17 protein-coding genes and 1 tRNA gene are annotated in these 21818 nt (G+C 57.7%); 5 read left to right on the plus strand and 13 right to left on the minus strand.

Annotated features, from left to right (window positions below; genetic code table 11):
• The first annotated feature begins 15 nt into the window (after positions 1-15).
• Positions 16-1470 carry an AMP nucleosidase gene (locus tag QCD69_RS03525; RefSeq protein ID WP_301251040.1) on the plus strand — a complete coding sequence of 485 codons (1455 nt, stop codon included), beginning with the start codon at positions 16-18 and terminating at the stop codon, positions 1468-1470.
• Positions 1471-1587: 117 nt separating this feature from the next.
• Here the strand turns inward: QCD69_RS03525 and QCD69_RS03530 are convergent, their stop codons facing one another.
• Positions 1588-2727: a Gfo/Idh/MocA family protein gene (locus QCD69_RS03530; RefSeq protein ID WP_301251041.1), complete on the minus strand. Its 1140-nt coding sequence runs from the start codon at positions 2725-2727 to the stop codon at positions 1588-1590.
• Between the two features lie 290 nt (positions 2728-3017).
• Between QCD69_RS03530 and QCD69_RS03535 the strand changes: the two genes are divergently transcribed.
• A tRNA-Asn gene (locus QCD69_RS03535) sits at positions 3018-3093 on the plus strand.
• Between the two features lie 91 nt (positions 3094-3184).
• Here QCD69_RS03535 and QCD69_RS03540 read toward each other — a convergent pair.
• The 9 genes from QCD69_RS03540 to QCD69_RS03580 all read right to left on the minus strand — a co-directional run bounded on the left by QCD69_RS03540 (position 3185) and on the right by QCD69_RS03580 (position 12504).
• Complete coding sequence (locus QCD69_RS03540; RefSeq protein WP_301251042.1) at positions 3185-4270, minus strand: iron-containing alcohol dehydrogenase family protein; 1086 nt, start codon at positions 4268-4270, stop codon at positions 3185-3187.
• 17 nt (positions 4271-4287) lie between these two features.
• Entirely contained in the window at positions 4288-4956 is a 669-nt protein-coding gene (locus QCD69_RS03545) for a methionine ABC transporter permease (RefSeq protein ID WP_301251043.1), read from the minus strand.
• The gene (locus tag QCD69_RS03550; protein ID WP_301251044.1) at positions 4944-5729 is read right to left on the minus strand and encodes a methionine ABC transporter ATP-binding protein; all 786 of its coding nucleotides are present in this window, start codon (positions 5727-5729) and stop codon (positions 4944-4946) included. Before QCD69_RS03550 ends, QCD69_RS03545 begins: the two co-directional genes overlap by 13 nt.
• Entirely contained in the window at positions 5722-6525 is an 804-nt protein-coding gene (locus QCD69_RS03555; RefSeq protein ID WP_441004974.1) for a MetQ/NlpA family ABC transporter substrate-binding protein, read from the minus strand. Before QCD69_RS03555 ends, QCD69_RS03550 begins: the two co-directional genes overlap by 8 nt.
• Positions 6526-6543: 18 nt before the next feature.
• Positions 6544-7569: an isopenicillin N synthase family dioxygenase gene (locus QCD69_RS03560; RefSeq protein ID WP_301251047.1), complete on the minus strand. Its 1026-nt coding sequence runs from the start codon at positions 7567-7569 to the stop codon at positions 6544-6546.
• A 65-nt stretch (positions 7570-7634) separates the two neighbouring features.
• Complete coding sequence (locus QCD69_RS03565) at positions 7635-10010, minus strand: molybdopterin-dependent oxidoreductase (RefSeq protein WP_301251049.1); 2376 nt, start codon at positions 10008-10010, stop codon at positions 7635-7637.
• Positions 10011-10026: 16 nt separating this feature from the next.
• Positions 10027-10695, minus strand: coding sequence for a methionine ABC transporter permease (locus QCD69_RS03570; RefSeq protein ID WP_301251051.1), 669 nt, complete (start codon positions 10693-10695; stop codon positions 10027-10029).
• Entirely contained in the window at positions 10688-11710 is a 1023-nt protein-coding gene (locus tag QCD69_RS03575) for a methionine ABC transporter ATP-binding protein (protein WP_301251053.1), read from the minus strand. The genes QCD69_RS03570 and QCD69_RS03575 overlap by 8 nt, the downstream gene beginning before the upstream one ends.
• Positions 11707-12504, minus strand: a complete 798-nt coding sequence (locus QCD69_RS03580) for a MetQ/NlpA family ABC transporter substrate-binding protein (protein WP_301251055.1) — start codon at positions 12502-12504, stop codon at positions 11707-11709. The genes QCD69_RS03575 and QCD69_RS03580 overlap by 4 nt, the downstream gene beginning before the upstream one ends.
• Before the next feature lie 237 nt (positions 12505-12741).
• Between QCD69_RS03580 and QCD69_RS03585 the strand changes: the two genes are divergently transcribed.
• The gene (locus QCD69_RS03585) at positions 12742-13920 is read left to right on the plus strand and encodes an aminotransferase class I/II-fold pyridoxal phosphate-dependent enzyme (RefSeq protein WP_301251056.1); all 1179 of its coding nucleotides are present in this window, start codon (positions 12742-12744) and stop codon (positions 13918-13920) included.
• A 102-nt stretch (positions 13921-14022) separates the two neighbouring features.
• On the opposite strand, the gene QCD69_RS03590 is transcribed toward QCD69_RS03585, so the two are convergent.
• Together QCD69_RS03590 and QCD69_RS03595 are read right to left on the minus strand one after the other, a co-directional pair.
• Positions 14023-16431 (minus strand): glycoside hydrolase family 31 protein, encoded by a 2409-nt coding sequence (locus tag QCD69_RS03590; protein ID WP_301251058.1) that lies wholly within the window; start codon positions 16429-16431, stop codon positions 14023-14025.
• Positions 16432-16444: 13 nt separating this feature from the next.
• Complete coding sequence (locus QCD69_RS03595; protein ID WP_301251059.1) at positions 16445-17746, minus strand: MFS transporter; 1302 nt, start codon at positions 17744-17746, stop codon at positions 16445-16447.
• A gap of 398 nt (positions 17747-18144) precedes the next feature.
• On the opposite strand from QCD69_RS03595, the gene uxuA reads away from it, so the two are divergent.
• Positions 18145-19323, plus strand: a complete 1179-nt coding sequence (gene uxuA / locus QCD69_RS03600; protein WP_301251060.1) for a mannonate dehydratase — start codon at positions 18145-18147, stop codon at positions 19321-19323.
• A gap of 231 nt (positions 19324-19554) precedes the next feature.
• The gene (gene uxuR / locus QCD69_RS03605) at positions 19555-20343 is read left to right on the plus strand and encodes a Uxu operon transcriptional regulator (RefSeq protein ID WP_301251161.1); all 789 of its coding nucleotides are present in this window, start codon (positions 19555-19557) and stop codon (positions 20341-20343) included.
• Here the strand turns inward: uxuR and QCD69_RS03610 are convergent.
• Positions 20336-21769, minus strand: a complete 1434-nt coding sequence (locus tag QCD69_RS03610; protein ID WP_301251061.1) for a glycoside hydrolase family 1 protein — start codon at positions 21767-21769, stop codon at positions 20336-20338. The genes uxuR and QCD69_RS03610 overlap by 8 nt on opposite strands.
• Positions 21770-21818 lie beyond the last annotated feature (49 nt).

Below are 21818 nucleotides of genomic sequence, written 5' to 3' on the forward strand. Positions count from 1 at the left end.
GCCCAGGAGAGACTTATGACGCGGCCACCATCAGGATTAACCGTAGACGAGGCGCTGGATAAGCTGGATGCCCTGTACGAAGCAGCGGTCAGCGCGCTGCGCCAGGCGATTACCACCTATGTCAGCGAAGGCACCTTGCCGGATGCGGCCAGCCGCGCCGCCGGCCTGTTTGTTTACCCGGAGCTGCGCGTCAGCTGGCAGGGTGATGCGGCGGGCCACAAGCTGTCGCGCGCCTTTGGCCGTTTTACCCGCCCCGGCAGCTATGCCACCACCATCACCCGCCCCGCGCTGTTTCGCCACTATCTTTCCGAACAGCTTTCCATGCTTTGCAGCGAGTATCCGGTAACGCTGGAAGTCAGGCCTTCGCAGCAGGAGATCCCTTTCCCTTACGTTATCGACGGCTCCAACCTGGGGCTGGATCGCAGCATGAGCGCCGGGCTGGCGCAGCATTTCCCAACGACCGAGCTGGCGCAAATTGGCGATGAGAACGCGGACGGCCTTTACCAGCCGGGCGAAAAGTTCCCTTTGTCGCATTTTGACGCGCTGCGCACCGACTTTTCACTGGCGCGGCTGCGTCACTATACCGGCACGCCGGTCGAGCATTTTCAGTCGTGGGTGCTGTTTACCAACTACACTCGATACGTTGACGAATTCGTGCGCTGGAGCTGCGAGCAGATAGCAGATCCGGATTCGCCTTACGAAGCGCTTTCCTGCGCGGGCAATATCTGCGTGACTGCCGAAACGCCGGATCCCCAGACCACTATTTCCGGCCTGGCGTGGAAAAACCACCAGATGCCGGCCTGGCATTTAATTGCCAAAGAGGGCCAGGGCATTACGCTGATTAATATCGGTGTTGGCCCCTCAAATGCGAAAACCATCTGCGATCATCTGGCGGTGCTGCGTCCGCATGCCTGGCTGATGATTGGCCACTGCGGCGGCCTGCGTGAAAGCCAGACGATTGGCGATTACGTGCTGGCTCACGCTTACCTGCGCGACGATCACGTGCTGGACGCGGTACTGCCGCCCGATATTCCGGTACCGAGCATTGCCGAAGTGCAGCGCGCCCTGTTTGACGCCACCAAACAGGTTAGCGGCATGCCGGGCGAAGAAGTTAAACAGCGCCTGCGTACCGGCACGGTGGTGACGACGGACGATCGCAACTGGGAGCTGCGCTATTCCGCCTCCGCTCTGCGGTTTAACCTCAGCCGCGCGGTAGCGGTGGATATGGAAAGCGCCACCATCGCGGCCCAGGGCTATCGCTTTCGAGTGCCTTACGGCACGCTGCTCTGCGTCTCCGATAAGCCGATCCACGGTGAGATCAAGCTGCCCGGCCAGGCTAACCGTTTTTACGAAGGCGCGATCTCTGAACATCTACAGATCGGCATCTGCGCGATAGATCTGCTGCGCGCGGAGGGCGATAAGCTGCATTCGCGTAAGCTTCGCACCTTTAACGAGCCGCCGTTCCGCTGATCAACAGGGCGGAGGTAGAAGCCTCCGCCTGTCAGAGACTGATGTCGCCAAAGCCAGCAGCTGGTATCGCTAAAGTAGTCATTCTTATCTCCGGCGAAAAAGCATAAAAACGCCGCGTTAAAACCGGGACGCGCCCTGCACCTCGATCCAGCGACGCTCCAGCGCAGAAACGGCTATCGCCTCCAGCACTTTCGATACCTGTAGCCCTTCGGCAAAGTCTGGCCACATCGGATCGCCCGCCGCGATGCCGTTGATTAGATCCCGGATTTCCACCGTTTTTTGATCGTTAAAGCCGATGCCGTGTCCGGCAGAAATGCAAAAGGCAGCATAATCAGGATGCGCCGGGCCGGTCAGAATGGTTTTAAACCCCTGTCGTCCGGCGGCATCCTCATGCTGATAAAGCGCCAGTTCCGCCATTCTCTCCTGGCTGTAGCGGATCGCTCCTTTCGTGCCGGTCACCACGTAGGTCAGTCCCATTTTGCTGCCGCAGGCGATACGCGACGTTTCAATCACGCCGTGCGCGCCGTTGGCAAAGCGCAGCAGCGCGCTGGCCTGATCTTCGTTTTCTACCTCGCGCAGCACGGCGGGATTTTTTGCATCGGGACGTTGCCCGATCACCGTCTGCATATCGCCAGAAACCTCGCGGATTTCGCCTACCAGATAATGCGCCATATTAACGATATGCGCGCCCAGGTCGCCAAGCGCGCCCAGCCCGGCCAGCGCCTTCTGACAGTGCCAGTCCAGCGGTGCCTGCGGGCTGGCGAGATAATCTTCATTATGCGTGCCGTAAAAATGCACCACCTCGCCTATCTCGCCGCTGGCGATAATCTCTTTCGCCAGCTGGCTGGTAGGGTTTTTCATATAATTAAAGCCCACCAGCGTTTTCACCCCGGCCTGCGCGGCGGCCCGCGTCATCTCCTCGGCATCCGCCACGCTCAGCGCCAGCGGCTTTTCAGAATAGACATGCTTGCCGTGGCGGATAGCCTCCAGCGCCATTTCTTTGTGCAGAAAATTGGGCGCGCAGATATCCACCACGTCGATCGCCGGGTCTGCCGCCAGCTCGCGCCAGTCCCCTGTCCAGCGGGCAAAACCCAGCGCCGCGGCCTGCGCTTTGGCGACCGCCGGGCTGACCTCCGCCACCATCTCGCGCACGATCTCGCCTTTCAGCGCAAAGACGGTGGCCGCCTGCGCATAAGCAATCGCGTGACAGCGTCCGATATAGCCGGTGCCGATCAAACCTATCCTGACTTTTTTCATTGGGGTTCCTTACGGGTGAACGAGGCGCGTCGATGGAATGTATATTTCAAAATCCGTCTGAACAATGTGAAAATGAAATAAACGTGATCATGCTGACGAAAATTGCTGCGTTATTCAGTGGTTACATTCACGGATTGCGAGGCGCTACGCAAAGCCTGGCCGACGGCGTTTTTCGCGTCGGGCGATGCCCGCCGCTTAATTGCCGATTAATGCAGCAGTCAGCGAAAAAAGTGCAAACAGGCTTTGACATCGCAAATCGCTATAGATATTATGCGCCCCGTTCCAACAATTCCTCTGTAGTTCAGTCGGTAGAACGGCGGACTGTTAATCCGTATGTCACTGGTTCGAGTCCAGTCAGAGGAGCCAGATTTGAAAAGCCCGCTCAGGGTTACCTGAGCGGGCTTTTTGCTTTCGGGGATTTTCCGTTGCGGCTGGCGGTTACCATCCCCCCATTCTGTCAGTGAGAACCGAAATCCTGCGCCTCGGTCAGCAATAAAGCCTCATTAAGCGCTGATGCCGTGATGGTAAAGGGCAAATGGTCCAGGCTGGCGGCGGGAAAGTGAATGCCGGCGGCAATCTGTGCAAGGCGGGCGGCCCGATCTCCCTGCAAGGCAGGCAAACGCAGCGGGCTGCGGAAATGACGCAGCAACGCCAGTAACGTGCCGTCGGGGCGATCGTTATGGTTCGCCACCAGCGACTGGATCAGCAGGCTGTATCCCACCTTTTCGCCATGCAGCCAGTCATGTAATTCGGGCTGATGGGTTAGCGTATCGTGGATCACATGCGCAAAGCCTGGCGTATCCAGCGAGCCGCGCACGCTGTTCGCCAGCCCGGCCAGCACGATATTGGCTTCAATCACTTTTTCCAGCGCCTGCGTAACCTGCTGCTGCTGATTATCACGTACCGCCACCTCGCCCCAGCGTTGGAATACCTCCACGGCCTGCCACGCCGCCGATACCTTCACATCCAGCGCAAGCTGATGCGGGTTGTGACGCTGATAAGGCTCAAACTCATACCATTTAGCCAGCGCGTCGACGATACCGGCGCGCAGATAGCGCACATCGCTTTGAGCAATCACCGCGCTATCGACCAGGATCAGCGCCGGCATGGCGTCCAGCGGCTGGCTTCTGAGGTGCCCGCCCGCCGCGTTATACACTATCGCCAGCGGCGACCAGGCTGCACAGGTTGCGGCCAGCGTCGGCAGCGCAATCAGTACGCGATCGCCCAGCGCGGCATTCACCGCTTTGGCCGTATCCAGCACGCGCCCGCCGCCAATCGCCAGAATGCCTTCTGCGCCCTGCTCCAGCAGCCTCTGCTGAAAGCGGGCGATGTTGTCATCGGTACATTCACCGGATAAATAGTCGAGCTGCCAGCGGATCCCGGCGCGCTCAAGGCTTTCGCTTAGCGCCGGATTGACGGCCTGCCAGGCACGCGGCGAGGTCAGAATGCGTAAGTGAACGGCCAGCGGGCGGATAAGCTCGCCCGCCTGCTGACACAGCCCGGCCTGCTGCACATAGCCAGCGGGTGATTTGATAGTAAACATATAAAAGTCCTTGTGATTCAGCGACGCCAGCTTAGCGAACGCACCAGGCGATCGCCCGATTTCTGCACCAGCAGCACCAGCAGCAGCAGCACCAGCACCGTTGCCGCCATCAGGGTGTTATCGAAGCGTTGATAACCGTAGCGAATAGCCAGATCGCCCAGCCCGCCGCCGCCCACCACGCCGGCCATGGCAGAGAAGCCGATCAGCATGACGGTGGTCAGCGTGATGCCCGCCACCAGCGCAGGGAGCGCTTCCGGCAGCAGCACACGGCTGACGATATGCCAGTGACTCCCGCCCATTGCTACCACCGCCTCGATGCGGCCGCGATCGACCTCATCCAGCGCATTTTCAACGATGCGGGAAAAGAAAGGAAATGCGCCAAGCGTAATGGGCACGACGGCGGCGGTGCTGCCCAGCGCGGTGCCGACGATCAGCCGCGTCACCGGGATCATGGCAATCAGCAAAATCACAAACGGCAGCGCGCGGCCAATATTCACCACGCAGTTCAGCACCAGAGAGAGGGGGCGATTGGCAAGTATCCCCTCTTTACGGGTAAGAAACAGCAGGACGCCAACCGGCAGCCCGATCGCTACGGTAAAGAGCGCCGCCAGCGCCACCATATACAGCGTTTCCAGCGTGGCATTGATCATCAGGTCCTGAAAACGATCCCAATTTACGCTACGCATCGCGCACTCACCTCCGTATATTTTGCCAGGAAAGCCCTGTCTGCTTCGCCATCCTGCAATAGCATCTGCCGCAGCCGCCCCCCTTTGTGCGCCATAATCTCTGCAAGCGAGCCGCTTTCAACCAGCCTGCCCTGCTCAAGCAGCGCGGCGCCGTGGCAAATTTGCTTCACCACGGCCATTTCATGGGTAATCAGCACGACGGTGATCTTGAGCTGCCGCTGAATGTCCGCCAGCAGCTCAAGAATGGAACGGGTGGTTTCAGGATCGAGCGCGCTGGTGGCTTCATCACACAGCAGATAGTCCGGCTCGGCCGCCAGCGCGCGGGCGATGCCGACGCGCTGCTTCTGGCCGCCGGAGAGCTGCGAAGGCCAGGCATTGCCAAAATTTTCCAGCCCGACCAGTTGCAGCAGCGCGGCAACCCGCGCCTTTCGTGTTTTTACCGGCACGCCAGCAATCTCCAGCGGCAGGTCGATATTGTCGTTGACGCTACGGGAATGCAGCAGATTGAAATGCTGGAAGATCATGCCCGTCTGCCGACGCTGCTGGCGCAGCTGCTTTACGCTGAGCTGGCCGATATCCTGCCCGTTAATCATCACCCGGCCGGAAGTCGGCTGCTCCAGCCGGTTCAGGCAGCGTAGCAGCGTGCTTTTTCCCGCGCCGCTGCGGCCCACGATGCCGAAAATAGTGCCCGCCTCTATCGTCAGCGAGATATCCGATAAAGCTGGTGCGGCTGCGCCGGGATACCTCTTACTGATTTTTTCGAGTTTAATCATGCTTAAGCCCTTCAACCGGGATCACCGAACCGCTGTAGTTTTTACGAATAAACTCAGCCACCTGCGGCGACTTCAGATCTTTAGCCAGCTGCACGATGCGGGGATCTTTTAACAGCTCGGGCGTCGTTACCAGCAGGTTGGCATACGGATTGTGGTCGGCCGACTCCAGCGCCAGCGCGTCTTTGGCCGGAACCAGGCCCGCTTCCAGCGCATAGTTGCCGTTGATGATTGCCGCATCGACATCGTCCAGCGCGCGCGGGATCTGCGGCGATTCAATCTGCACTATTTTAAGTTTTTTCGGGTTGTCACTGATATCGGCCGGCGTCACCAGCGTCGATGCGGCATCCCCCGTGGACTTCAGCTTCAGCAGGCCGTTCTTCTGAAGCAGCCACAGCGAGCGGCTCAGGTTTGGGGCATTGTTGGGTACGGCAATGCTGGCGCCTTTCGGGAGTTCCGCCAGCGACTTTACTTTGCGTGAATAAAGCCCCAGCGGCTCAATATGCACCGCCGCCGCCACGCTGAAAGTTTTGCCCAGCGCTTTTTCCTGATCCTTTAAATAAGGCAGATGCTGGAAATAGTTAGCATCAACTTCGCCGGAGGCTAATAATTCATTCGGGTTAATACCGCCGCTGCTCATTTCAATAATTTTTAAATCCAGCTTCGGATCGAGGGTTTTCACATATTCCAGAATTTCCGCATGGGGAACCGGATCGGCCGCTACGCGTAATGGCGCAGCATGGAGCGTCTGTGCAACAAATAAAGAGATCCCGGCTAAGGTGTAAAAAGCAGCTTTCATCATTTTATGTTCTCAATTTTATGGGTGTTTTTCGTGATTCAGATAGTCGGAATAGAAACGGTCAGCGACTTCAGGATGCGAGCGAAGGCGGCCTTTTAAATAATTCCAGCCCACCTCGCGTAATAAGGGATTTAACGGATCGCTGGTCGGTCCCTGGGCAAATTTCGCCAGTGACGGAGAGAGCTGATAAACCGGCACCACCGCGTCAAGCTGCGCGCCGAGGAAAAAGGCCACCGAGAGGCGTTCGCGTTCAGCCTGCGGCGAGACCACGCGGTGTACGGTCGCACGCAGATAGCCATTGGTCGCCAGCTCCAGCAGTTCGCCGATGTTGACCACGAAAGATCCGGGCAGCGGCGCGGCATCTACCCAGTTATCCGGCGTCACTTCCACCTGTAAGCCGGCCTGGTCGTCCTGCAACAGCAGCGTTAAAAAGCCGGAATCTTTATGCGCGCCGACGCCCTGCCGGGATTCGCCCTCCGCACGGCCAGGATAGCGGATCAGTTTGACGTGCTCGTTAGGGTACTCGCCATATAAGTCGTCAAAAGCATGGCGCGGTAGCGACAGCGCTTCGGCAAACGCGCGCAGCAGCGCCAGCGCCACGCCGGTCATCTCCTGCTGCCAGCGCGTTAGCAGGCTGCGCAGTTCAGGCAGGCTCTCTGGCCACTGATTCGGCCCCTGCAAGCGTTGCCAGGGCGCGTCAGGATTTCCAATGGCCGGGCGTTCCGCGCCGATATCAAACTGCTCACGGTAGTCCGGCTGGCTGCGGGTGATTTCGGCACCCGCACGGTTATAGCCGCGAAAATGCGGAGAGTTCGCCATTTTCACGCCCAGCTTTTCCTGCTCCGTCAGCGCAAAGAACTGGCGGGAAACGCGTTGTACATCCGTTAACAGCTGCGGAGAAATACCGTGACCGATCAGATAAAAGAATCCGACTTCACGAGCGGCATAATTTAAAGTTTCCAGAAAGTCCTGACGCTGCCGGGGATCGCCATTTAATTGAGAAAGATCAATCACCGGCAGGGAGAGCTGTTGCGCTGTACTCATTTTGTTTCGCCCTGCTTATAGAGAAGGTTTTACCTTGCCATTTCGCTCAGGGCTGTACTACGAAGTTATCTTTCTTTCGATATGCAAAAGCCGGCGACAAAATGCGGCGGCTGCCAGGCGGTTATTTCCGGCAGCGGTAAATCAAAGCGCTCAATTTCAACGAAACAGGTTTGCGCGCTGCATCCCTGCCCTAACCGTGAACTGCCGATATCGACGGTTAATACGTTGGGATTACCCTGCTTATCCAGCGAGTGTGATTGGGTAGGATCCAGCGGATCGTACCAGGCGCCCGTGGCTATCTGCACAACGCCCGGCAGGATATCTGCCGTTACTCTCACCCCAGCCAGCAGCGCGCCGCGATCGTTCCAGACTTTGACGATATCGCGATCCTGAACGCCGCGCGCGGCCGCGTCCTGCGGATGCATCCACAGCGGCTCACGCCCTTTGATCTTGCTCTGCTGGCTGATCAGCCCATGATCGTACTGGCTGTGTAAGCGCGTACGCGGCTGGCTGGAGAGCAGATGCAGCGGCCAGCGCCGTTTTTCCTCGCACTGCGCCGCCTGCTCCGGCTCGTGCCAGTAAGCATGTCCCGGCGCTTCCTCGTAACCCCAGGCGGCCACCGAGGCAGAAAACAGCTCGATCTTTCCCGAGGGCGTGGTCAACGGCGCGGCATCGGGATCGTCACGAAAAGCCTTAAGCAGCACCTGTGGCTCGTTGGGGCGCGCATACTCAAGCTTGCCCAGCGCCCAGAACGTGGCAAAATCCGGCAGGGTAATGCCCTCTTCCGCCGCACGTGGGCGTGAGTCGTCATAAATCTTTGCCAGCCAGTCACGTACGCTGCGCCCTTCGGTAAAGGCGCTGTCGAAGCCCAGCTTCGCGGCAAGCTCACTGAAAATCGTATAATCATCCCGCGCCTCGGCAAACGGCGGCAGGTGCTGGCGCATGGCGATCATAAAGCCGTCGTTGCTGGCGCTGCCGATATCCTCCCGCTCCAGCGAAGTGGTGGCGGGCAGCACGATATCGGCGAATTTTGCCTGTGCCGTCCAGTATTGTTCATGAACGATCACCGTGTCCGGCCGCCGCCATCCCTCAATCAGGCGATTAAGATCCTGATGATGATGAAAAGTATTGCCGCCGGCCCAGTAGATTAAACGAATATCGGGGTAGGTCAGCGTCTTACCGTCAAACTCAAAGTCCTTACCAGGATGCAGCAGCATATCGGCGATGCGCGCGACGGGAATGCGCGTACTGACAGCGTTCTCCCCTTTCGAGAGGCGCGGGCCGGAAAATCGCCGCCGATCGGCGCCCGCCAGATTGGTGGAAGCATAGCCAAACCCGATGCCGCCGCCGGGGGTGCCAATCTGTCCCAACAGCGCGGTAACGGCAACTAAAGCCCAATAGGCCTGCTCGCCCTGCCGGGCGCGCTGAACCGACCATGCCATATTGATCAGCGTCTTTTTCTGCGCCATTTGCCGCGCCAGCTGGCGAATGGTGGCGGCGTCCAGACCGGTGATCGGCGCGGCCCACTCCGGGGTTTTGGCTTCCCCCTCCTGCTCGCCCCGTAGATAAGCCGCATAGCGATCGAAACCTACCGTATAGCGTGCGACAAAATCGTGCTGAAAGAGATCTTCTTCAATAAGCACCTGACAGATCGCCAGCAGCAGCGCGGTATCGCTGCCGGGCCGGATCGCCAGCCATTCGGCATCCGGCAGGGTAGCCAGATCGTTACGCACCGGGCTGACGTTGATAAATTTGCAGCCGTTGTCGCTCAGCGTTTGCAGCCAGTAGCCGAGCGCATGTTCGTTGGCGCCGCCGCCGTTAACCTGCGCGTTGCGCTGCGGCAGGCCGCCAATGGCGACAAACAGCTCACAGTGCTGCGCCAGCTGCGCCCAGTGCGTATGCTGACGCTGAAGCTCGTCGAGATCGCCCAGAATATGCGGCAGCACGCGCTCGCCGGCGGCGATGCTGTAAGTGTTGGTACTGGCGGTATAGCCGCCAAACTGATTTAAAAACCGGTGCAGCTGGCTCTGGGCGTGATGGAAACGACCCGCGCTTGACCAGCCGTATGAACCGCCGTAAATCGCCTGATTGCCGTGCTGCTCTTTTACCTTTTTTAGCTCGGCGGCGACCAGCGTCAGCGCCTGTTCCCAGCTCACTTCCACAAACGGCTCTTTACCGCGACCTTGCCGATTCGCCGGTTTGCCCTGAAGATAGCCAAGCCGCACTGCCGGTCGTTTTACGCGGCTGTTGCCCTGGACGGCTCCCGGCAGCGAGAGGCCGATTTTTGACGGCTGTCTGTCCCACTCAACCGGCTCAAGCGCGGTCAACACGCCATTATTGGTGGTGACGCGATAGGTGCCCCAGTGGGTCACGGTAAGCTGATGTTCCGTAGCTGGCCCGGCGGTTTTGTCCGCATCGGCAATATGGCTTACCTTTGGCATAATTTTCCCTCTGGGGTTATTCACGACGCACCCGACGCGCCAGACGCGTGCCGAGAGTCTGTAGAAGCTGCACGATTACAATCAACACCAGCGCGGTGGTTAGCGTGGTGAAAGCGTCAAAGCGCTGATAGCCGTAGGTGATGGCTAAATCGCCAATGCCGCCGCCGCCCACGGTGCCCGCCATGGCCGTGGCGCCCAGCAGGCCGATAGTGGCGGTGGTCAGCGCCAGGATCAGCGAGGAGGCCGCTTCCGGCAGCATAAAGTGCCAGATGGTTTGCCAGGTGCTGGCGCCCATGGCGTTGGCCGACTCCAGAATGCCCTCGTCGACTTCCAGTAGCGAACTCTCCACCAGTCTGGCGATATAGGGCGCGATAAACACCACCAGCGGCACAATCGCGCCCGCCGTACCGATAGTGGTGCCGACCAGCCAGCGCGTCAGCGGCAAAATAACGATCAATAAAATAATAAAAGGCAGCGAACGCAGAATATTAACCAGCGGATTCAGCAACTGATGCAGCAGGCTATCAGGCAAAATACCGCCGGGACGGCACACCACCAACACGACGCCCAGCGGGATCCCAAGCAGCGATCCGAACCCCAGTGAAACGCCGATCATCACCAGCGTATCCTGCAACGCCAGCAGAAACTGTTCGCCGGTGACGGCGGTATCGATAAATTCAAACATCGCTGATTTTCACCCCTGCATCATGGAGATAGCGAATGGCCGCGTCAGTATTCGTCGCGTCGCCGCTGATCTGCACAATCATAAAACCGAGAATGGTCCTCTGAACCTCGGACATGTTGGCAAACAGAATATTCACCTCTACCGGAAACTGCCGGATCAGCTGATTGATAATCGGCTGCTGCGCCGTCTGGCCTATAAACTCCAGCCGCAGCGCGCGGCTGTGGCTTTGCTCTCTGATGCGCTTCAGGGTTTGCTCCGGCACGCGGTCGTGGATCGCCGACTGCACAAAACTGGCGGTGACGGCGTCCTGAGGCTGCCCAAACAGATCCAGCACGCTGCCCTGCTCCACCACGCGGCCATGCGCCATTACCGCTACCTTGTGACAGATTTTCTGCACCACCGACATCTCGTGGGTGATCAGGACAATGGTGATGCCGTAGCGCTGGTTGATCTCCTGCAACAGCAGCAGAATTTGCACCGTGGTATGGGGATCGAGCGCCGATGTCGCCTCGTCACACAGCAAGATTGACGGATTGGTCGCCAGCGCGCGGGCAATCCCAACCCGCTGTTTTTGCCCGCCCGACAGCTCATTGGGATAGCGCTGCGCTTTATCGCTGAGGTTGACGAAAGCCAGCAGCTCCGTCACGCGCTGGCGAATAAACTGTTTATCCCGCCCCTGCAAAATCAGCGGGATAGCGACGTTATGAAACACCGTGCGCGAATTCAGCAAATTAAAATGCTGAAAGATCATGCCAATCTCTTTCTTCACCGCGCTGAGCTTTTTTTTATTGAGCGATTGCAGCGAAACGTCGTTAATCAGCACCTCTCCCCGGTCGGGGACTTCAAGGTGATTAAGCAGGCGCAGCAGCGTGCTTTTTCCCGCGCCGCTTGCACCAATCACTCCAAATATTTCGCCTTTATTAATAGTCAGACTGACATTGTCTAACGCCAGCAGCACCTCTCCCTTGCGGGAGAAGGTTTTGCTGACCGAGTTAACGCTTATCGCCTCGCTCATTTGAAATAGTCAGGCAGCAGATAGCCATCATATTGATGGTGCGTGCGAATATAATTCTTAAACGCTTCAGACTGGTAGCCAGCCACAATATCTTTGGCAAAGGCCGCCTCTTTATTTTTTCCCGCAACGGTAACCACGTTAATAAACTGGCTGGTTGGCGCCTCCAGCTTTAACGCTGAAGCCAGTTTCATTCCGCTGGAAACGGCAAAGTTCCCCTGGATCAGGCCGAAATCAACGTCCGGCAGCGCACGAACCTGCTGGGCGTTATCCATCTCTTTCAGTACGATTTTATAAGGATTCTCGCTGATGAATTTTTGCGAAAAGGTGGCCGGATCGCTGTCGGGACGGATTTTCAACCAGCCTAAGCTTTGCAGCACCAGCACCGCGCGGTATTCGTTAGGCGCCTGGTTAGGCACTGAAATCACCATGCCGGGCTTCGGCGTTGCCAGCGTGGTAATTTTGCTGGAATAAAGCCCCATCGGCGGCGTTGGCACCTGCACAATCCCTGCATTATCAATACCCAGGCGCGCGTTTACCGACTGAAGATAGACCGGGTGCTGCATGATATTGGCTTCGATATTGCCGCGGCTCACCGCGTCATTGACCTGAATGCCATCGCTGAAATCTTTATATTCAATCCTGTAGCCTTTCTTTATTAACCAGGGCGCCACGCCCTGCTGAAACTGCTCTTTATAAGGTCCCGGATTAAAACCAACACGGATTAATTTATCGTCCGCATGTGAAACCGAAGAAAATAAAACAAAAAGCAACCCTGTCGTTAGCAACCTGCGCATAAAAAACATCTCTCTGTATAAATAATCAAAACGATTAAATCACAGAGCGATTGCCGGTAAGAAGCCAAAAAAAGGCTGTCCCTGTGACTTTATTACGCTAAGGTTATGCAGATTATGCTATTGCATTCGGCGAATAAGATTATCCGTTTTATTGCTTACTGCCGGGACGTGATGCTGTTTTATGCCGTGGCCCACTGTGCGATAGTGGCACCCTCCTTTTATCTGTTCGGAATAATAATGCCGGTATTTTCTCCCTCTGCGCTGGTTAATGAATTAGAAGAGAATCTGTTCAGCGCGCTCGAAAAAATGGCCGCCCAGGTGGAGTCCTTGCAGCGTCCGCTCATCGATCTCTCTTCCGGCAGTCCCCGACAGCCCACGCCGCCAGCCGTGGTGGCCAGCCTGCAAGCCGCTGCGGCACGGCCCGAAAACCACGACTATCCCTCTTTTTGGGGAAAATTTACGCTGCGCCAGGCGATTGCCCGCTTTTATCAACGCCAGTACGGCGTTGAGCTGGATCCTGAACATGAGATTGCCGTTTTTCACGGCGCGCACATTGGCGTTACGGGCCTGCCGCGAGCTTTACTCAACCCCGGCCAGTATCTGATTTCAACCGATCCCTGCTATCCCATTTACCGCTCTGCCGCCGTGCAGGCGCAGGCTGAATTTTATGGTATCCCGCTTCATGCCGCGCGCCGGTTCCTGCCTGACTTTATTGAAGTGCCTGAAAAGATCGCGCGTCAGGCCGGGCTGCTGATGCTGAACTATCCGCACAACCCTACCGGTGCCATCGCCACGCCTGGGCTGTTTGCAGAGGCGCTGGAATTTGTCCAACGCTGGCAGATCCCGCTGCTGCATGATTTTGCCTATGCCGCCATTGGCCAGCGCGCCGGGGAAAAACCGCTGAGCCTGTTAGCCCGGCCAGAGGCAAAGCAGTGGGGTGTGGAAATCTATACGCTGTCGAAAACCTTCCTGATGGCAGGCTGGCGTTTTGGTTTTGTCGTGGGCAACGCCTCGATTATCAGCGCTTTTAAAAAACTGCATACGCATAGCTACAGTACGGTGTTCGGGGCGGTGCAGGACGCTGCCGTGACGGCGTTGGATCTGCCGGAGAACGAGGTGACGCACTTTGCCGCCATTTATCATCGCCGTCGCGAAAAGGTTATCCAGGCGCTTCGCGCGATGCGCTGGCCGGTCGACGAGCGCCAGGGCACCTTTTTCCTCTGGCTCCCCGTGCCTGCGGGTTTCAGCGCGCAACAGTTTACCGAAAAGCTGCTGCGCGACGCTCAGGTACTGGTTGCGCCAGGACACGGCTTTGGCGCGGGCGGCGAAGGTTTTGTGCGCCTGAGCCTGACCGCCAGCGAGGAAGCCCTGGCGGAAGCGCTGAAGCGGATAGCGGCGCTGAAGCTGTTTGCTTAAAAATGCACGGGATATAATGCAAAGGCTCCTTTTGTAGTTCAGGCGTAGCGGGTTCAACCGCCACGGCTATTTTACACTAGCCGTGGCGCTCGATTTACGGTATCAGCCCGCCAGGTGCCACGCCTCTTGCGCTATATCAGCCACCGCTATTCTGCCCCCATCGGCCTGTTCAACCTCATTAATAAACAGGCGGCGGCGTTCGCCTGCGGGCAGCGAGACAGCCAGCCGCCGCCATGCCGGTTTAAACTGTCCCTGGCGGGAAAAGCTTACCCGTACAGCATCCGCCTCGCAGCGCATCTCCCAGTGCAGCAACAGCGCCCGGCCTTCTTTATAACCCCATGATTCGCCATCATCTTCAAAAAGGCAGCCGTTGGCAGTGCCGATCCCTCTGAGCGGAAACAGAAGCAGCTCACGGCGATCGTCGGCGCGGGCGTCAACATGCTGTAAACGCTCGCTTATCGGCAGCCCCGCTCCGGCACGTACCAGCAGCGGCAGCTTTTCCAGCGGCGCGGCGAGCGTGATCCACTGGCCGCCGCTGTACCACTGGTGCGTGTAAAAGTCGTACCAGCCGTTCGGGTTATCCGGCAGCCACAGGCGCCGCTCGCGCTGCCCCGGCTCTACCACGCTGGCCACCAGCAGGTCGCGACCCAGCATAAACTCGTCGCATTCCGCAAAGGTCTGCGCATCATGCTCATGATCGAGGAAGGTCGGCCGCAGCATTGGCTCGTCTTCGCTGTAAGCCTGCCAGAGCAGCGTGTAGAGATAAGGCAGCAGGCGATAACGCAGAGCAATGGCTTCCCGCACGGCTGGCGTGACGGCCGGATACATCCAGGGTTCGTTGACGGTGCCGTCATCGTTCCAGGAGTGAATTGTAAACCGAGGATGCATCACGCCGTTTTGCACCCAGCGCACAAAGAGTTCCGCGTCGGGCCTGTCGCCAGCGAAACCGCCCACGTCATGCCCCACGTTATACAGGCCGGAAAGGCTCATCCCCAGGCCCATTCGGATGTTGTAACGAAGCGACTGCCAGCTGGTGCGGTTATCGCCGCTCCAGGTCTGTACATAGCGCTGCATCCCGGCGCAGCCCGAACGTGAGATCAGAAAAGGCCGTTGATCCGGCGCGAAGCGCTGCTGCGCCTCCATTGAGGCCCGCATCATTAACAGCGGCATGACCGGACGAAGATGCTTAATGGCTATCGCTTTTCCAAAGCCGTAACAGCGCGCCTCGCCATCCCAGATTTCATATTCATTGTTGTCGTTCCAGCTGGCATCAATGCCTTTTGCCAGCAGCTGACCGGTAAGATTTTCCTGCCACCAGGCGATGGCGCCAGGATGCGTGAAATCGAGGTGGGAACCTTCATCGTCCCAGAACACGGAGCGTTCCGGCGCGTCGCTTTCTGAATCACGGATAAAGAAGCCCTTTTCCGCCACCTCCTGATAGCGGGGATGATCCTGTAGCAGGCAAGGTTTGATATTGGCCGCCAGCCGCAGGCCTGCCCGGTGAAAAGCCCCGGTCATCGCTTCCGGCTGCGGCACCTTGTCATGATTCCAGTGAAAGACATAGCGCTTGTTGTTAATCGAGGTATAGCCGGAAGAGAGCTGGAAAGAGTCGCAGGGGATCGCATGCTGTTGGCACAGCCGGATAAAATTTAACAGCTGGGCCTGCGCATCCGGCGCGTCCGTGTAGTGCATGGTAGAGCCGCTGTAGCCCAGGCTCCATTTCGGCCCGAAGCAGGTTTTTCCGGTCAGCCGGACAAAAGCTTTAGTGACGTCGACCAGCCGCGCGGCGGCAAAAAAGTAGTAATCGATATCGCCGCTTTCCGCCTGCCAGCGCCGATAGGGCGCATGATAATTATCCAGCTCGTTCCCCAAATCAAACCAGCTGCTGCTCAGGTTGTCGTAAAACAGCCCAAAACTGGCCCCGCTCCGATGGGTCAGCGTAAACGGCACGTGCTTATAAAGCGGATCGGTCGAGGCGGCGTTATAGCCCATAGCGTCCAGATTGCGCATCTCAAAACGCCTGCCGTTACGTTGCAGATCGCCCGCTTTTTCTCCCAGCCCATAATAGCGATCGTCGCTCATCCGCCGCTGATAGTGCGCCACGCCGTCGCCATGAGCGTTAAGCAGGTAAGCGCCGCTGGGGCGATCGCTGGCCAGAAACACCCACTCTCCGCCGCTATTCCGATAGTGCCATTCCAGCCACAGCGGCTGATGAACCGTCACCCGCAGCTGCTCCGTCGCGATAATCAGCCTGTCATCCTGCTCCGTCAGCGCGTAGCCCGGCAGGGAGAAACCCGCCAGGCTTTCACGCGGCCGCCCTTCCCAGGGCACATCCTCCTGCGGCGCAATGCTCCATGTACGATCCAAAGCAAACTGCCCATGCCGTTTGAGCGTGACCCGGATTAGCGCCTGTTCCAGTACCGACAGGCACAGCAGATGGCGGTTATCCACCCTGAGCTCAATACTATTTTTGTCCGAGGCGTTCAGGCTCCAGTGCTTAAGCGTTTTCATCGTTATCTTCCCTTCAGGCGCGTGCGGCGCGGCGTTCAGCAATAAAAGCGATCAGAAACAGTGCGCCGATCAGATCGAAAAATCCCATCGCGATAAACAGCGGATTGAAGCCGATTTTGTCCGCCGTCAGGCCAATGAGCAGAGAAAAGAGAAAGCTGGCGATCCACGCGCAAGAGCCTCGCATGCCGTTTACGGTTGCCATTTCGCCTTTATCGAACTTTTCCACCACCAGCGCGCTCAGCATGCAGGAGATAATCTGATGCCCGAAGCCGCCCACGGAAATCAAGGCAATCGCGATATAGGGATCTTTGGTAACGGCTACCAGCGCCAGCGATACCATCAGAAACGCGCCGGTGATCGAGCTGGCGACCACGCCGTTGACCTGCGTAAAGCCAAACAGGCGCGTATAGAGGCGCGTCAGATAGCCGCTGGCTATGCTGCCCAGATCGGCGGCCAGAAACGGCAGCCAGGCGAATAAGGCGATCTGCTTTAAATCCATACCCAGATCGTTTGCCAGATAGAGCGGCACCCAAAAACTTAATACGCCCCAGGCCGGTTCGGCCATAAAGGCCGGAATGGCTATCCCGTAGAATCGCTTGTTTTTGCCTACCGAACGCAGCGCGCGAAACAAGCTCTGTTTCACGGCGGGCGGTTCATTATCCTGCTGGATAAGGGCCAGCTCTTTTGCGCTCAGATTGGGATGGTCGGCCGGATTGTGATAAAAAAGTGCCCATAATCCAACCCACGCCATCGCCAGAAAACCGGTAAACAGAAAAGCGCCCTGCCAGCCGAAGGCGGCGTGCGCAAAATAGATAATGGGTGGCGCCAGCATCGCGCCGATGGAAAAGCCCACGCCAGCCCAGCCGGCCGCAATCGGCCGCTCTTTTTTAGGAAACCACTCGCCCAGTACTTTGGCATTGGCGGGCGTGGCCGCCGCCTCTGCGCCGCCCATAACAAAACGCAGGATCGCCAGCTGTAGCCAGCCGCCCGCGCCAGCATGGAGCAAACAGGTCAACGCCCAGACGGTGGCGCAAATCAGGAAACCGATTTTCAGCCCGATAACGTCAATAAGCCAGCCGCAAACCGGCTGAAACAGGGTGTAGGCCAGTTGAAAAGCGCCCACGATCCAGGAATAGTGTTCCGTCGTGATGCCCAGGCTGGTTTTCAGCTCGGGTGCCAGAATAGCTAATGAATTGCGGGTGATATAGTTAACCGTGACGCCGGTTAAAAACAGGATGAGTACCCACCATCGCAGATTGGGGAAGGTACGTTTGCTACCTGCTGCGCTTATTTGTCGCTCTAAACTGCGGTTCATCTGCTTCTCCCTTTCAATGACACCGCCCTGGCTTTGCGCCTGGCCACAATATTGGTCAACCAATTAAAGGCGAGGTCGTCCTGATTATCAATCGATCTGATACCGTCAAGGCATCAGCTCAGATGCGCCCACAGCCCGCAAGGGTAAGCTGCCGCAGGGACTTACTTCGGCAAAGCAGCACTGGCATCCGAGCTGGAGTGAAGCACAGTTCCCGACCCCGGTCGCCAGCCTGATAATATATTTGTGATAAGGTTAACCAAATAATCCATTTTGGTTGACTTATTTATACGGATAACTAATTCTGCCCGTAACAGAGCGGGACGCCGTGCGGCCAGCCCGCGCTGTCCGTTAACATGTGGCGGCACGCGTCGCGTTTAGCTAAGAGCATGGAGGTGAAAATGGAACAAACCTGGCGCTGGTATGGCCCCGAGGATCCCGTCTCGCTGGCAGATGCGAGACAGGCTGGCGCAACGGGCATCGTCACCGCCCTGCACGCTATTCCCAACGGCGAGGTGTGGTCACAAGAGGCGATCCGCGAGCGAAAGACGCTGATCGAAGCTGCCGGGCTGGTCTGGTCAGTGGTGGAAAGCGTCCCCGTTCATGAAGAGATCAAAACCCGTAGCGGGCAGTGCGAGCGGTGGATAGAAAATTATCAGCAAACGCTTCGCAACCTGGCCGCGTGCGGCATCACTACTGTTTGCTACAACTTTATGCCCGTGCTGGACTGGACGCGCACCGATCTGGGCTGGACTTTACCTGACGGGGCAAAGGCGCTGCGTTTCGATCAGATCGCCTTTGCCGTTTTCGATCTGCATCTTTTACAGCGGCCCGGTGCAGAACAGGATTACAGCGCCAGGGAGATTGCCGAAGCCAGAGAGCGGTTTATAACCATGAGCGAGGAAAGCAAGGCTCGTCTGGTGCGTAATATTATTGCCGGACTGCCGGGCGCGGAAGAAGGCTATACCCTGGATCGGCTGCGCGCGCAGCTTCGGCGCTATGCCGCTATCGATAAAGCCCGGCTGCGCGAAAATTTCAGCCACTTTTTACGCCATATTATTCCGGTAGCGGAAGCCGTCGGCGTGCGGATGGCGGTGCACCCGGACGATCCGCCGCGCCCTATTCTCGGTCTGCCGCGCATTGTCTCTGACGCTGAGGACTGGCAGTGGATGGTCGACACGGTCAGCAGCATGGCTAACGGCTTTACCTTCTGTACCGGGTCGCTGGGCGTGCGGGCCGATAACGATCTGGTCGCCATATTTGAACAGTTCGCCCCGCGTATCTATTTTGCCCATCTGCGCGCCACCCGACGCGAAGAAAATCCCGCCAGCTTCCACGAGGCCCCTCACCTGGCGGGCGATGTCGATATGTATGCGGTAGTCAAAGCGATCGCCCACGAGGAACATCGGCGTAAAACGGCTGGCAAAGAAGATCTTATTCCGATGCGGCCCGATCATGGCCACCAGATGCTGGACGATTTGCACAAACAAACCAACCCCGGCTATTCGGCGATTGGCCGCCTGAAAGGCCTGGCGGAAGTGCGTGGCGTGGAGCTTGCGGTTCATCGCGCCTTTTTTTAGTGCCTGCTGAGTGAGCATTGCTGTTTAAGGATAATGATTTATGGGCTGCCGGGCGGCATGGCGCGGGATATCTGCATCAACAATGCGGCGCGCTGTTTCGCGCCGTAGTCTTTGTCGTCCGGCCTGGTCAATTGCTGCCCGCAGCTGGCCCGCCCGCTGCCATCAATATGCTATAGTCAGCCGCTCACGGCGGTGATAACACCGGTCAGCCCAGCAACTTAAAAGAACATGATGAAATTAACTCCCTCTCAACAGCGGCCCTACCAGGAAGTCGGCGAAATGCTTCGTAAGCTGATCGCGCAAAAGCCTTACGCCGTCGGCGAGCGTCTGCCGCCTGAACGTGAAATCGCCGAAAAGCTGAACGTGACCCGAACTCTGGTGCGAGAAGCGCTGATCATGCTGGAGCTGGAAGGACTGGTTGAAGTCCGGCGCGGCGCGGGGATTTTCGTACTGGCCGATCGCGCTACGCCGCAGGCGCCTGCGGCGGCGGAAAGCGCCTGTAACGACGCCGGCCCGTTTGAAATGCTGCAGGCGCGGCAGCTGCTGGAAAGCAATATCGCCGGGTTCGCGGCCATCCAGGCCACGCGCGACGATATCCGCAAAATGCGCCAGGCGCTGGAGCTGGAGGAGCAGGAGCTGGCTTCCGGCGCGGTCAATGAAACCGAAAACGGCGACATGAACTTTCATCTGGCGATAGCCCAGGCGACGCACAACAGTATGCTGGTCGAACTGTTTAAGCAGTCCTGGCAGTGGCGCGAAAACAATACCATGTGGAGCCAGCTACACCGCCACCTCGATAACACCCACTACCGTAAAGAGTGGCTGAGCGATCATAAAAAGATCCTCGTGGCGCTGATTAAAAAGGATGCCCGCGCGGCGAAGCTGGCCATGTGGCAGCATCTGGAAAACGTAAAGCACCGCCTGCTGCAGTTCTCCGACGTGGACGATCTCGATTTTGACGGCTATCTGTTTGATTCCTGGCCGCTGGATACGGCCAACGGCCAGGCCGATCTTAGCTGAGATCGCTGCCGTTGCTGGCAATCACCTTCTGATACCAGTAGAACGATTTTTTCTTATAGCGGTTGCCGGTGCCGGAGATAGTGTCGTCCAGATCGACATAGATAAAGCCGTAGCGCTTACTCATTTCGCCGGTGGACATGCTGACCAGGTCGATGCAGCCCCACGGCGTATAGCCCATCAGCTCGACGCCGTCGTCAATCGCTTCCGCCATCGCTTCAATATGCTGGCGCAGATAGTTGATGCGGTAGTCGTCTTCCACCCGGAAGTTTTCATCCGGCTTATCAATGGCGCCCAGGCCGTTTTCGACAATAAACAGCGGCTTCTGGTAGCGATCGTAGAGCTGATTCAGCCCGATGCGCAGGCCGACAGGATCGATTTCCCAGCCCCAGTCGCTGGCCTCCAGGAACGGGTTGCGCGCGCCGCCCAGCAGATTGCCCTGAGCGGACTCCGCTTCCGCAGTTTTATTGATGGTGGTGGACATGTAGTAGCTGAAGCCGATGTAATCCACGGTATGCGCTTTGATTAACGCCATATCGCCCGGCTGGATATCCAGCGTCACGCCCAGCGATTTCCACAGGCTTTTGGCGTAATAAGGGTAGTCGCCCTTTGCCTGCACGTCGGCGCAGTAGAAGTTAAACGACTGCATCTCTTTCAGCGTGGCCAGCTGGTTAAGCGGGTTACAGTCAAAGGCATAGGCGGTAGCGTAGATAATCATGCAGCCAATCTGAATGGCGGGATTGGTTTCGTGCGCGATTTTCACCGCCATGCTGCTGGCGACAAACTGGTTATGCCACGCCTGAAATTTCGCCTGCGGCTCCAGCGCGCCGGTTTTTACCGTCAGGCTCTGGCTCATCATCGGGAAATGTACCGCGCTGTTGATCTCGTTAAAGGTCATCCAGTACTTTACTTTCTGGCCGTAGCGTTCCAGCACCGTCCGGGCAAAGCGTTCAAAATGCTCAATGACTTCACGATTTTTCCAGCCGCCGAATTCGGTGGCGAGATGCAGCGGCATTTCATAATGGGAAAGGGTGATAACCGGCTCGATGCCGTGCGCAAGACAGGTAGCAATCACCTCATCATAATGACGCAGGCCCGCTTCGTTGGGCTGCTGCTCAACGCCGTTTGGATAGATGCGGGTCCAGGCAATGGAGAAGCGATAGCACTTAAAACCCATCTCCTTAAACAGCGCGATATCCTCGCGGAAGCGGTGATAGTGATCGATGCCTTTATGGTTGGGATAGGTGTAGCGGGAAGGGTCCAGGGTGAAATCAAAATCAGGCGAGGAAACGATAGCCAGGCGGGACTTGCCGCCGGGAATGGCGTCCACGATGGAAAGCCCTTTGCCATCCTCGTTATAGGCGCCTTCTACCTGATTCGCGGCGGTCGCGCCGCCCCACATAAAGCCTTGCGGAAATCTTTCTTTCATTGCATTTATCCTTTTTAAAACGGCAAGTTTTAACGGCAATTGATGACAA

The sequence above is a fragment of the Erwinia sp. PsM31 genome, assembly GCF_030433775.1.
Lineage (GTDB): Bacteria > Pseudomonadota > Gammaproteobacteria > Enterobacterales > Enterobacteriaceae > Erwinia > Erwinia aeris.